This window comes from Granulicella sp. L46 (assembly GCF_009765785.1).
Lineage (GTDB): Bacteria > Acidobacteriota > Terriglobia > Terriglobales > Acidobacteriaceae > Granulicella.
Map to the genome: position 1 here is coordinate 96936 of NZ_LMUT01000018.1, position 13379 is coordinate 110314.

Consider the following 13379-nt stretch of genomic DNA (forward strand, 5'->3'; position numbering starts at 1 on the left):
GCTAGTTGGTTTTGTCTTCCTTGGTGTCGGTTGGCGGCGGTGCGGGATGCTTGGCGAGCGGGTTGGTGATCTCGTCGAGATAGTCCTTGGTGCCGTCTACGCGAACCATGGTGGGGTAGCGTTCGCCGTCGTGGTAGTCGACGTTGACAGGGTTGATGTACTGCTCAGACTGCACGAGGAAGTGGATGGGTTCCGAGCTTTGCGGGCCACCGGTCTTCGTGGCGACGAGGGCCTGGTGGACGGCTTCTGTAGAGAAGACGAGGCCGTTGACGGCAATCAGCTTCTGGCCGGGAGCGAGCTTGGCTTTGTCGGCGGGACTGCCCCAGCGAACGTCGTAGATGGTGCCGTCGGCGCCGAGTTGTAGGCCGAGCGAGTACCAGACGAAGGGACCGGCGCCGCCGCCGCGACGACTGCCGCTGTGCATGAGAGCGGAGAGGCTGTCGGAGGGGTGATCCTGGTAGACGATCTTGTAGCCGCCGCGGGTGATGCCGTCGAAGTCGGCGTGCGGATTCACAACGTCGACGTGGTCGTGGATGAAGGTGGCCCAGTCATACTTGACGACGGTGTTGAGGTCGGCGACTAGCTCGTCGCGGTTGTAAGTGACGATGAGCGGGCCGGTGTTGCCGCCTTTGCCGAGGAAGATGTGGAGGAAGTCGGTGAGGGACTTCTGGTCGTTGGTGAGCTCGCGGATCTTGGTGTCGGCGTCGAGCCAGAAGAGCTCGCCCTCCTGGTAGTAGTCCTGACCGCGACGCCAGTTGGACCAGGCGGGACCTTCGGAGCGGAGGATACTGGCGGCGATGGCGGTGTCTTCGGTGGGACGCCACTCGCGGCCGGACTTGTAGTCGAGCTGCGCGGCGGAGAAGGCGAGCATGTCGCGGTAGGCGGCCTGGGATTTGAGGCCGGAGCGCGCGGCGAGGACGTTGCCGAGGTACTGCGTCATGCCCTCATAGACCCAGAGCAGGGAGCCTTGCTGCATCTTGGAGAAGTCGTCCTGGTAGAGGTTGTAGGGGCGGCGGTATTTTCCGTTCCAGGAGTGAGTGAATTCGTGGGAGAGGAGGTCGGATTCGCCGAGCTGTCCCTTCTGCGACTCGAACCCTTTCTCTCCTACACCGTTGTCGGAAGACTGGCCGTGCTCTAGACCCTCACCGCCGGTGAGGTCGGAGAGGGTGAGGAGGAAGTGGTAGACGTGGTAGTGGCGCGAGTCGTAGGCAGCGCCGGTCTCGCGGACGAGGTTGGAGATTTCGTCGAGGAGTTGGGGGCGGAGGTTGGAATCGTCGGGCTCGTCGGAGACTACATCGATGTAGTGCTTGGGCGAGATCTCGGGAGCCAGGGCGAACTCGTGGAAGTTCTCGCCGGCGATGACGGGGGAGTCTTCAAGCTGCTCGACGGTGGTGGGCTGAAACTGGGTGGTGCCGCCTACCTTGGCGTTGGGGTCGTAGGCGCTTGCGGGGGTGAGCGCGGTGCCGATGCCCCAGCCGGCGGGGACGGTCACGCTGGGTTGGATGGCGATATCGCGGACGGGGATGTTGGCGGGATAGAGCATGAGCTTTTCCCACTCGAGGACGGCGATTTTGTCGTCGGCGCGTGAAGTGACGATGCAGTCGAGATGGGCGTGGAGGGTGGTGACGCCCTTGGGGACTTCGACGTGGTACTCGTAGAGATTCTGATCGTCGCGACGCCAGTAGATGGGCTTGCCGTCGACGCTGAAGGCGACGCCTGTGATGTCGGAGACGGGGCCGGTGGGGCGATGGTTGCCGGGTATCCACTCTGGTGTGATGAAGGTCGCGGGACCGGGTTTGACGGGGAGATCGATCTCCGCGTGGTAGAGCTTGCGGGGAGCTTCGGTGATGTCGGCGGTGATGCGGATGGGGGTCTGGCTGAAGGCTGGAACGGTGAGGGCGATTGCGGCGGTGAGGAGCAACGGCGTACGGAGCATCGTGTGGGAAGCCTCTCTAATTCAGGTATAGAAAGGATACGCGATGAGGGCACCAGAAGACGCGGGGTCCTGCGCGGACGGCGAGGGTTAAGATCGCCGCCGCCAGTCTGGGACCAGGCCCAGGCAGTCGTTCTGTGCGGACGGCGAAAGTTAAAGCTCACGGGAGGGCGAATGGGCGTCTAACTATGGAGTCACGATTTTCTTGTGGTCCAGTCAAGTGGGTGTTGGGTCAATCCGAAACGAACTTCGAGCCGATTCCTGAGGAAGTGAAGATGAAAGAGAATATTACCAACCGCCCTGATGCTGAAGAAGCCCTCGATGCTGAACTGATCGAGAAGCACGTTAATACTGCACCGCCTGATGAGTTGAAAGACGCAAAGATTGATACGAGCGCATTGCCCAAAGGGATGCGGGAGAAAGTCGAGACCGTGGAAGTCTCAACCTTGACCCCCAAGGGGTAATGTCGCCCCAATCGAATGAGGCAGCCCTCCTGGATTAGGGAGGGCTGTTTGCATGCTCATTCTTGCTAGAGGTGAGTGCTAGGCGAGGGCCTGCTCGATGGCAGTGGTGATCTTGGGGTCGTCGGGCGGGGTGTCGGGGGCGAAGCGGGCGAGGACGTTGCCGTCGCGGCCGACGAGGAATTTTTCGAAGTTCCAGAGGAGCTCGGGGAGTTCGTTGGGTGGGGGAAAGCCGTTCTTGGCCGAGTAGTTGGTGAGGTTTTCGCGCCACGGGCCATGGGGGATGTGTGTGGGTGCGGCGGCGATGAGCGCGGCGTAGAGCGGATGCTTGTCCGGGCCGGTGACGGGGATCTTGGAGAAGAGCGGGAAGGTGACGGGGTAGTCGATGGAGCAGAACTTAGCGATCTCCTGATCGGAGCCGGGTTCCTGTCCGGCGAAGTCGTTGGCGGGAAAGCCGAGGATGACGAGGCCGCGATCTTTGTACTTCTGGTAGAGGGCCTCGAGCGCGGTGTACTGCGGGGTGAGGCCGCACTTGCTGGCGACGTTCACGATGAGGAGAACTTTGCTGGAGTAGTCGGCGAGGGTGGCGGGGGAGCCGGCGATGGTGGTGACGGGGATGGTGGCGAGGGTCGACATGGAGATAGTTTAGCGCGTGGGGATGGGTCGGATGGCTATAGTGTTTAGGGGTTGACGGAGGCGCGAGGCGATGCGGGCGAAGAACTGGAGTCGACGAGAGGTGATGAGGACGGGGGCGAGGGTTGGGATGGGCGCTGTGGCGATGGGCGCGGTGGGGAAGTTTGCGGCGGCGCAGCAGATGCCGGCGCCTCAGCCGTTGGACGATGAGGGGATTCGGCTGGTGACGACGACTGCGGACAGTGCGTGGCAAAAGGGATTGCTGTTCAAGCCGGCGTTTGGATGGGACCTGCTGAATCTGAACGTGGGGGAGGCGGTGGGGCGGCCGATGCAGGGGTTTGGCGGATGCTTCAACGAGCTGGGATGGACGTCGCTGAGCGCGTTGAGCGCGGAGGATCGCGAAAGCGTGATGCATGAGCTGTTCGATCCGCAGGCGGGGGCTCGATTTACGTATTGCCGCATGCCGATTGGGGCGAATGACTACGCGACGGAGGCGTACTCGTATGCCGAGACGTCGGGGGATTTTGAGCTGAAGCACTTCAGCATCGAGCATGATCGCGGGACGCTGGTGCCGTTTATCCAGGCAGCGCTGAAGAAGCAGCCGAAGCTGCGGCTGTGGGCTTCGCCGTGGTCGCCACCTAGTTGGATGAAACGGAATAACTTTTATGCGGAGGCCAAGGCGCGGCCGGGGCTGAAGGAGAATGGGATTCGTCCGGACCAGGTGGGGCAGGAGGGCGAGGATATGTTTCGCCTGGAGCTGCAATACCTCGAGACGTATGCGCGGTACTTTGCGAAGTTTGTGGAGGCGTATGGGGCGGAAGGGATTCACGTCGGGATGGTGATGCCGCAGAATGAATTTAATTCGGCGCAGAATTTTCCGAGCTGCACGTGGACGCCGCAGGGGCTGGCTGCGTTTCTGCGGTATCTCGGGCCGGAGATGAAGAAGATCGATGTGGATGTGTTCTTCGGAACGCTGGAGCGTGGCAATCCGAAGCTGCTGGAAGCGGTGATGAATGACAAGCAAGCGGCGCAGTGGGTGAAGGGCGTGGGCGTGCAATGGGCGGGCAAGAATGCGCTGCCGGCGATCCATCGCGAGTATCCGGAGCTGCCAATCTTTCAGTCGGAGCAGGAGTGCGGCGATGGGTCGAATAGCTGGAGCTATACGGGATACTGCTGGCAACTGATGAAGGATTATTTCCGCAATGGTGCGTGCGGGTATATGTACTGGAATATCTCGACGCCCGCGGGAGGGATGAGCACCTGGGGTTGGAATCAGAACTCTTTGGTGAGCGTGGATGAGGCGGCGAAGACGTTTCGCTATAACCACGATTACTATCTGTTGAAGCACCTGACGCACTTTGTAGACGTGGGTGCGCGGCTGGTGGAGGTGTCGGGTACGTGCGATGACGCGCTGGGGTTTTTAAATCCGGATGGGACGAGTGTGCTGCTGGTGCGCAATGAGCTGCCGCATGCGCAGCGAGTCCAGGTGCAGGTAGGGGCGCGAGCGGTGATGGTCGAGCTTCCGCCGGACTCGGTTGCAACGCTGACGATAAAGGGATGAGAGGACGGACGGCACGTAAGACGGTTGGTTTGCGATGGCCTGTTGCCAACGCGAGGATTCGTTCGTCAAATCATGGAGTGGCGTGGAAACAGGTATTGTTGAGGCTGGATGGTTTCGAGTTGGTGATCGTGTCGAAGATGGATAGTGACCGTTGGGCCGGGTGCAGGGGTGTGGCGAGTTGCGCGGCGGTGGCGCTGGTGGCGAGCGTGTTTACAGGGAGCGCGGCGGCGCAGGTGACGGCGTCCGTGTCGGTAAACCCGGTGGCGTTGGTGCGGCGGGCGGTGCAGTTGCGGCTGGAGGAAGAGAAGAGCCATCGACCGGTGCGGTATGTGCTGCGCAAGACGGACGGAAATCATGAGACGACCAAGGAGATCATCGAGACCAAAGATGGCGACGTGGCTCGTCTGGTCGCGATCAATGGTCGGCCGTTGACCGCTGAGCAGGAGCAAACGGAGATGAACCGGCTGGATTCGCTGCTCGCGCATCCGGAGATGCAGGAGCGGCGGCGCAGGAGCGAGCAGAAAGATGCTGCGCGCATCGATCAGCTGGTGGGCATGCTACCGGACTCGGAGGTTTACAAGCTGGAAGGGATGGTGAGTTGTGGCGCGGTCCAGTGTTATCGGTTGAGCTTCACGCCGAATCCAAAATTTGAGACGCCGAACATTGAGGCGGAGGTGCTGCGGGGGTTTGCGGGCGAGGTGTGGATCGAAGAGTCGCAGCAGCGGCTGGTGCGGCTCGACGCTCACCTGGTGAGGGAGGTAAGCGTCGGGTTTGGAATATTGGGGCGGCTGAATGAGGGTGGAACGCTGGAGCTGCAGCAGGAGTTTGCGGCCGATGCGCAGGAGTGGCAGCCCACAGTGCTGAAGATGAATCTTAGTGGGAAGGCGTTGCTGGTGAAGACCGTGAACATCAGGATTAATGAATTGGCGAGCGACTTTTCGCCCGTGCCGCCGGATCTGGGGTATCGCGACGCGATTGCGATGCTGAAGAAGCCGAGCACGCTTGGGACGCAGCAGTAGAGCGGGTTGGGCGGCTGATGTCGAAGGTGAGGTGGAGAGCATGCGCGGAGTTAAGCGGTGGCTTCGGTATCTTTTCGATCGGCAAGAGGGTGCGACGGATCAGCTGATTGCGCGCTGGTTGTTCTTACGTGCGATGGGGGCGATCTATTTTTCGGCGTTCCTGGCGCTGGCGTTTCAGATTCGCGGAATGATTGGGGCGCAGGGGATTCTGCCGGCGGGAGAGTACCTGGAGAAGGTGCGGACGCTGGGCGGGTTGCGGCTTTGGTATGCGCCGACCGTGCTGTGGTGGGGCAGTGGGAATCATGCGCTGATGGCGCTGGTATGGGTGGGGCTGGTGGCGTCCGTGCTGGTGGTGGCGAATGTGGCGCCGCGGATTTCGCTGGCGGTTTGCTTCGTTTGCTTCCTTAGTTTCATTGCGGTGTCGCAGGACTTTGGGCAGTACCAGTCGGATGGAATGTTGTTGGAGGCGGGGTTTCTGTCGCTGTTTGTGGCGCCGGGAGGTTGGTGGCCGGGGTGGGGAAGAAAGAGCCTGGCGATTCGCGCGGCGTGGTTGCTGCTGCTGTGGGAGTGGTTTCGGATTTACTTTGAGTCGGGCGCGGTGAAGCTGTTGAGCGGCGATCCTACCTGGCGCAACCTGACCGCGATGTACGAGTACTACCAGAATGGGCCGCTGCCAACGTGGATTGGATGGTATCTGCAGCATCTGCCGCTGTGGTTTCAGAAGGCGACCGCAGGTGCGACGCTGGGCATGGAGCTTGTGTTGGTGTGGATGGCGTTTCTGCCGCGGCGGTGGAGGATTGCTTGCTTCTGCATCGTGACGGTGTGGCAGGCGGTGGTGATTGCTACCGCGAACTATGCGTTTCTGAATTACCTGGTGCTGGTGCTGGCCGTGTTGCTGCTGGATGATGGGACACTGCGGCGGTTTGTTCCGGCGCGGTGGCGGCCTGGCATGGAGATTAAGAGTGAGCGCGCGGTTGCGGATGCCAAGCCGCTGAAGGGATTGTCGGGGTTGGGTGTCGCTGTGGCGGCAGTGCTGCTGACGTGGATTGCGTATGCGACGACGGTCGAGCTGGTGTGGATGTTTTGGAGGGGGGCACCGCTGCCGAGCTCGCCGGTGGCTGCACTGGAGCCGCTGCGGATTGCGAATCAGTATGGATTGTTCGCCGTAATGACGCCGCATCGGTATGAGATTGAGTTTCAGGGGTCGAATGATGGGAAGACGTGGACGCCGTACACGTTTCGATTCAAGCCGCAGGATGTGTCGGAGCGACCGAGGATCTATGCGCCGTATCAGCCGCGCTTTGATTGGAACCTGTGGTTCGCGTCGCTGACGACGTGGCAGAGTGCGCTGATCGTGCCGTTGACGGAGGAGCGGCTGCTGGAGGGCGATAAAGATGTGCTGGGGTTGTTTCGTGGCGACCCGTTTGCTGCGCAGCCTCCGAAGTTCGTGAGGGCGGTGTTGTGGCAGTACTGGTTCAGCACGCCGGAAGAGAAGCGGACGCAGGGAGTCTGGTGGACGCGCAAGCTGCTGGGCACGTATGCGCCGACCGTTGTTCGGCTCCCCGATGGGCGATTTGTCGAGGTGCAGGCGCCGACACTCGATGGTCCGCCTTAGGATGGATAGGCAGACGAAAGTGATCGGAGAAGTGAATGAAGGTGGGGTGGTTCTTAGCGGCGATCTTAGGGGCGGCGACGTACGCGGGGGCACAGCACTTGCCGGATGCACCCGTACCGCCGGCCAAGCCTCAGGCAGCGAGCCCGGCTGAGGCGAAGGGTGTCTGGAAGCGGTGGGGAGATTTCTATCGGGATGACTGGAATGGATCGGCTGCGAAGGCTGCCGCTGCGGCGCCGGCGGCTCCGAGGCGCGGGTTGCCATCGCCACTGGATTCCCCGCCGTTTCCGAGCGCGGACTGGTCGTATGGAGGGTCGCCGACGATTGGGGAGTCGGACGGGAATGTGTATCCGCTGCAGACCGCGATCAATGGCGCGAAGGGGCGCACGAAGATTTATGGCTGGGTGTCGCCGGGCGTGAATCTGAGTACGTCGCGCGATCGAAACGCGCCGGAGACGAACGACATTTATTCGAATCGGCTGGAGCTGCAGCAGGTGGTGGTGTACGTGGGGCGGCTGCCGGACAGCGTGCAGCGGGACCATGTTGATTGGGGATTTCATCTGACGTCGTTTTTTGGGACGGATTATCGGTCGACGACGGACCTAGGATACTTGAGCTTTCAACTGCTCGATCATGATCATCAGTATGGGTTTGATCCGGTGCTCGAGTATGTGGATGTGTACTTTCCGCATGTGGCCCAGGGGATGAATCTACGCGTGGGGCGATTTATCTCGGTGCCGGGGATTGAAGCGCAGCTAACGCCGAATAACTACATGTTCAGCCACTCGCTGCTGTACTCGGTGGACCCGTTTACGGATACGGGGGCGATTGCTACGGTGCGGTTGAATGATCAGTGGACGGTGCAGGGCGAGATCTCGGCGAGCCATGATGTGGCGCCGTGGACGCCGGATGCGAAGCCGTCGTTTACGGGGTGCGTGGACTACACGACGAAGAGCGTGAACGACAACTTCTACTTGTGCGCGAATGGGATCAACAACGGGACGTATGCGTACAACAATCTGCAGATGTACGACGGCACCTGGTATCACAAGTTCAATAAGAGCTGGCACATGGCGACTGAGGCATACGCGATGTACCAGACGGACGTGCCGAGTGTGCATGGAGTGGGTGGGCTGCCGCCGATCGTTCCGGAGAAGGGAACGAATGGAGCGAACTGCGCGCTGGGCGAGGTGAGGTGCATTGCGCCGGAGTGGGCGGCAGTGAACTACATCAACAAGGAGCTTGGGACGCACGATTATCTGTCGCTTCGGACGGATTTTCTGGACGACAAGAAAGGGCAGCGAACAGGGTATGCAGGGAAATACAGCGAGGAGACGTTCTCGTGGAATCACTGGATAGGGACGACGGTGCAGATACGGCCGGAGATTCGGTTTGACCATGCGTGGGACAACACTGCGTATGACGTGGGGACGCGCAGGAACCAGTTCACGGTGGCGACGGATGTGGTGTACCACTTTTGAGCGGTGGGATGTATTGAGAAGGTCAATGCGTGGGTTTGACCTGCAGGGGAAAGCCGGACTAGAGTTTCGCGTTGGGTGATGACGGTCACGGTGCGTGCTGTGGCTTGAGGACTTGAATGCTCTCTAGGCCTCGGCACGCGAGTGGACGTCTTGAGCCCTGAATCATGCCAACAGAGAGAGAGAGGCAGACGTACGATGACGACGCGCCGTGATTTTCTACAGAGGACCGCGATGGCTGCGGGATGTGTAATCAGCCTTCCACGCAATGCATTCGCAGGGCAGGACCCGGGCAACCTGAACTATGGCGTGCAGATTTACATGGTTCGGCGACAGGCGCCGAAGGATCTTGCGGGGGTACTCAAGGCGATCCAGCAGATTGGCTTCACGCAGATCGAGTTGTATCCGGTGGTGTATGACCATCCGGCGACGGAGCTGAAAAAGATTGTGGACGATTCGGGGCTGGGGCTGGTGTCGGCACACTTCGACTATGCCGGGTTTGAAGACAAGATTGATTACGCGAAGCAGCTGGGGGTGAAATACATGGTTTGCCCGATGCTGCCGGAGGATCAAAAGACCTCGACTGCGGGGTTTGAGAAGGCTGCGGCGGACTTCAATGCGTGGGGTCTGAAGGTGAACCAGGCGGGGATGAAGTTCGCGTTTCACAACCATTGCTACGAGTTCAAGGTGCAGGAAAACGGAATCACCGGCTGGCAAACGCTGATGCAAGCCAGTGATCCAACGCTGGTGAACCTCGAGCTGGATATCTATTGGCTTGTGCAGGCAGGCCAGAATCCCGGCGTGGTGATGAAGACGTACAAGAATCGGATCAAGCTGATTCATCTGAAGGACCGGACGGCGGGAGCGCCGACTGGATTTACGACGGGACCGGAAGGGCAGCACTTCACGGAGTTAGGGAAAGGCTCGATCGACTGGCCAAAGCTGCTGATGCAGGCCAAGTGGCAGGGGATACGGTATGCGTATCTGGACCAGGATGAGACCTCCGGCCCGGTGATGGAGAGCATGGCGGCGAGCTTTGCCTACCTGAAAGGCGTCAATATCTAGCAGCTTGAATCGGAGGACCGGAAGCGGGTTAGTAGACGCTGCCGCATGGGAGAAAGGCCGTTAGCGGTCGGCAGGTCATGAACTGTTTGGATTTGTCTAAATTATCGACAGGTTTTATGGGATGAAGCTAACCAGCGGATAAGGGAACCATAGAAGAAAGATCGGGAAGTATCGAAAATCGCCTCGGGGGGATTGACAGAAGTGTCGTAGGATATCTAACGGTGCGCCGTGTTCGAACAGCGGCCAGCCGCGGCAGGTCCGCGCGATATTTTGCGAGGTTTATGAAGCTTTTTGATGTAATGTTTGGCAGGCCGTTGGCGTCCGATGAGGCGCATAGCGCTCAGATTAGTCCAGCGGTGGGAATTCCGATTTTCGGTCTGGATGGTCTGACGAGCGCAGCATACGGGCCTGAGGCAGCAATGACGCTGCTGATTCCACTGGGGATCTGGGGAGTTCAGCACTATCTGCTGCCGATCTTTGGACTGATTCTTACACTCCTGACCATCCTTTATTTCAGCTATCGGCAGACGATTGTGGCGTATCCGAACGGCGGTGGGTCGTTCACGGTGGCAAGCGAAAACCTGGGTGATCGGGCAGGGCTGTTTGCAGCGGCGGCGCTGATGATCGACTACGTGCTGACAGCAGCGGTAGGCATCTCAGCCGGCGTAACCGCGCTGGTGAGCGCGTTCCAGGAGACCAAGTACGGGCCGCAACTGCATCAGCACCAGATGGGGATGTGCCTGGTCATCCTGGCGGCCATCGCGCTGGTGAACATGCGCGGCGTGAAGGAGACCGGCTTCGTCTTTCTGGTGCCGACAATTCTGTTTGTGGGAACGCTGCTGACGACGATCGGGGTGGGCGTGTTCGAGGCGCTTAGCACGCACGGTCATCCGATAGCGCACTCGATGCCGCCACCGCCTGTCGACAACCCGACGACCAAGCTGGCGGGATGGTTGTTGTTGTACCTGCTGCTCAAGGCGTTCTCGAGTGGATGCGCTGCCATGACGGGTGTCGAGGCGGTATCGAATGGTGTGACGGCTTTCAAGGAACCGCGCAGCAAAAATGCCAACATCACCCTGACGGTGATTATCGGGATCCTGATCATCCTGCTCTTTGGCCTGAGCTACGTGGCGCGGGCGTATGGCGTGACGGCCATGGATCCGAACGCCACGACCTATCAGAGCGTTCTCTCGATTGAAGTGGCCGCAGTGTTTGGCCGGCAGTGGTTTTACTTCCTGACCATGGGTTCCGTGCTTGCAGCACTTTCGTTCAGCGCGAATACCGCGTTTGCGGATTTTCCACGCATGGCGCGCGCCATTGCCGGCAAGGATTATCTGCCGCACGTTTTCCTGCTGCGCGGTCGCCGGCTGCTGTTCTCGCATGGCATCTATGCGTTGACCGGGCTGACAGCGCTGATCCTGATCATCTTCAGGGGCGTAACCGACTCCCTGATTCCGCTCTATGCCATTGGCGCGTTCCTGGCCTTTACGTTGAGCCAGGCCGGAATGGTGATGCACTGGCATAAGACGATGGACGCTCCACATCGGCTGATCAAGATGTTTGTCAACGGGCTGGGAGCTACGGCCACGGGCGTGACGTTATGCGTCTTGCTGTTCTCGAAGTTCCTCGAGGGCGCGTGGGTGACGGCTCTCCTGGTGCCGATCCTGATCTGGCTGATGATGGCCGTGAAGCGGCATTACACGAGGGTGCGTGCGGAGACGATTGATCCGACGCCGCTGCGGCTGACCGGTCTCGAACCTCCGATCGTTGTGATCCCGATGGCAAATTGGGACAAGGTGACCGAGAAGGCGATGCGATTTGGGATGCTGATGAGTCCGATGGTGAAGGTGGTGCACGTGGACTCGGATGACTCGGACACGCTGGGCAAGGTATGGGAAGAGATGGTGCTGATCCCGGTGCGCGCGAGCCACATGGCCGAGCCGGAGCTGGTGACGGTGAAGAGCAGCTTCCGCACGATTCTGTCGCCGCTAATGGATTATGTGCTGAAGCTGGAGGAGGACTTTCCCGGGCGGAAGATCGCCGTGCTGCTGCCCGAGTTGGTGGTGCGGCATTGGTGGGAGAACCTGCTGCATGGACAACGTGTGCAGCTGCTGAAGCTGTTGCTGCTGCTGAAGGGAAACCAGCGGATCGTGGTCGTGAATATTCCCTGGTACCTGTAGGGCAGTAAGTATTGAAAGGCTGGCGCGCCGCTCCTTGATGGGGCGGCGTTACTTTTTATGCGAGGGAGCGCAGGCGGGCTACCGCGGCGGGGATGATCGCGAGGGCGCGGTCGATCTCTGCTGCGGTGGTGAGGCGGGAGAGGGAGAGGCGCAGGCTGGAGCGGGCTTCGGCGGGGCTGAGGCCCATGGCGAGCAGGACGTGTGAGGGCTCGGTGGCTCCGGATTGGCAGGCGGCGCCGAAGCTGGCGGCGATGCCTTGCATGTCGAGCGCGATGAGTAGGGCTTCGGCGTCGACGTTGTCGAAGCGGAGGTTGGTGGTGTTGGGGGAGCGGTGTTCGGTTGAGCCGTTGACGTGGGTGTTGGGGACGGCGGCGAGCAGGCCTGCCTCGAGCTTGTCGCGGAGGGCTGCTAGCTCGCCGGGCGCGTCGGAGGCTAGCCACGACTGGGCGAGTTCGGCGGCGCGGCCGAGGGCTACGATGCCTGGGACGTTTTCTGTGCCGGCGCGGCGCTGGCGCTCCTGTGGGCCTCCGTGGAGTAGCGGCGCGACGTGGACGCCACTGCGGACGAAGAGGATGCCCGTGCCTTGCGGGGCGTACATTTTGTGTCCGGAGATGCTGAGCAGGTCGACGTTCTTTAGCGCGCCGGTGAGGTCGATGGAGAGCTTGCCGGCGGCCTGTACCGCGTCGGTGTGGAAGAGGATCGCCGGGTTGTAGGCCTTGGCGATGCGGGCTAGCTTGCCGATGGGCTGGATGGCTCCGGTTTCGTTATTGGCGAACATGATGGAGACCAGCTCGGTGTCGGGGCGCAGAGCCGCTTCGAAGGCTTCGGGGTCGATGATGCCGTTGCTGGTGGGAGCGAGATAGGTGACCTCGGCGCCGCGGCGGCGGAGGGCCTGCGCGGTATAGAGGACGGCGTGGTGCTCGATTTCGGTGGTGAGGAGGTGGGCGGGCTGGCGCTTGTCGAGGTAGGGGGTCAGGACGCCGTCTAGTGCCAGGTTGTCGCTCTCGGTGCCGCCGGAGGTGAAGACGATTTCTTTCGCGGAACAGCCGAGGAGGCGGGCGATGGAGGTGCGGGCGTGGTCGACGGCGGAGCGGGCGCGCTGGCCGGCGTGGTGTGCGGAGCTGGGATTACCGAAGGTTTCGGACCAGAAGGGACGCATGGCCTCGACCACCTCGGGAAGGACGGAGGTGGTGGCGTTGGCGTCGAGGTAGATGCGGTCCATAGGTCGATTGTATGCGGATGGGGGTGCCCCCCCTCCCCCCACCCGGTCATACCTTCTCTGTAAGTCTCACAAAACACATTGGTTAGCCTGGCAAGTGCCCTTGGGAGCTACCTGTAAAGTAGTGCAATCACTTGGGTTAAGGGCAAAAGTACCCTCATCGAAAGAACTTAGCCCGCCTGATGGTGTGGGGGGACGGAGGATGTTGGGGGACTTAT

At 60.8% G+C, this 13379-nt stretch carries 10 protein-coding genes; 7 read left to right on the forward strand and 3 right to left on the reverse strand.

Features of this window, described 5'->3' with window-relative positions; all coding sequences use genetic code 11:
- Position 1: 1 nt before the first annotated feature.
- Positions 2-1936 (reverse strand): M61 family peptidase, encoded by a 1935-nt coding sequence (locus tag GSQ80_RS19195; protein WP_158789275.1) that lies wholly within the window; start codon positions 1934-1936, stop codon positions 2-4.
- Between the two features lie 272 nt (positions 1937-2208).
- Here GSQ80_RS19195 and GSQ80_RS19200 point away from each other — a divergent pair, with 272 nt between their 5' ends.
- Positions 2209-2397 (forward strand): hypothetical protein, encoded by a 189-nt coding sequence (locus GSQ80_RS19200; protein WP_158789276.1) that lies wholly within the window; start codon positions 2209-2211, stop codon positions 2395-2397.
- Positions 2398-2475: 78 nt separating this feature from the next.
- Here the strand turns inward: GSQ80_RS19200 and GSQ80_RS19205 are convergent, their stop codons facing one another.
- Entirely contained in the window at positions 2476-3030 is a 555-nt protein-coding gene (locus tag GSQ80_RS19205; RefSeq protein WP_158789277.1) for a glutathione peroxidase, read from the reverse strand.
- A gap of 70 nt (positions 3031-3100) precedes the next feature.
- On the opposite strand from GSQ80_RS19205, the gene GSQ80_RS19210 reads away from it, so the two are divergent.
- The 6 genes from GSQ80_RS19210 (at position 3101) to GSQ80_RS19235 (ending at position 11942) form a co-directional block, all read left to right on the forward strand.
- Positions 3101-4588 (forward strand): glycoside hydrolase family 30 beta sandwich domain-containing protein, encoded by a 1488-nt coding sequence (locus GSQ80_RS19210; RefSeq protein WP_254059783.1) that lies wholly within the window; start codon positions 3101-3103, stop codon positions 4586-4588.
- A complete protein-coding gene (locus tag GSQ80_RS19215) occupies positions 4585-5607 on the forward strand; it encodes a hypothetical protein (protein ID WP_158789278.1) in 1023 nt (340 codons plus the stop codon). The genes GSQ80_RS19210 and GSQ80_RS19215 overlap by 4 nt, the downstream gene beginning before the upstream one ends.
- A 40-nt stretch (positions 5608-5647) precedes the next feature.
- Positions 5648-7222, forward strand: coding sequence for a lipase maturation factor family protein (locus GSQ80_RS19220; protein WP_158789279.1), 1575 nt, complete (start codon positions 5648-5650; stop codon positions 7220-7222).
- Positions 7223-7257: 35 nt separating this feature from the next.
- Positions 7258-8700, forward strand: a complete 1443-nt coding sequence (locus tag GSQ80_RS19225; protein ID WP_158789280.1) for an outer membrane beta-barrel protein — start codon at positions 7258-7260, stop codon at positions 8698-8700.
- Positions 8701-8895: 195 nt separating this feature from the next.
- A complete protein-coding gene (locus tag GSQ80_RS19230; protein ID WP_158789421.1) occupies positions 8896-9762 on the forward strand; it encodes a sugar phosphate isomerase/epimerase in 867 nt (288 codons plus the stop codon).
- A 281-nt stretch (positions 9763-10043) separates the two neighbouring features.
- On the forward strand, positions 10044-11942 hold the full coding sequence (locus GSQ80_RS19235; RefSeq protein WP_158789281.1) for an APC family permease: 1899 nt from the start codon (positions 10044-10046) through the stop codon (positions 11940-11942).
- A 55-nt stretch (positions 11943-11997) separates the two neighbouring features.
- On the opposite strand, the gene GSQ80_RS19240 is transcribed toward GSQ80_RS19235, so the two are convergent.
- Positions 11998-13164, reverse strand: a complete 1167-nt coding sequence (locus GSQ80_RS19240) for a cysteine desulfurase family protein (RefSeq protein WP_158789282.1) — start codon at positions 13162-13164, stop codon at positions 11998-12000.
- Between the last annotated feature and the right edge of the window lie 215 nt (positions 13165-13379).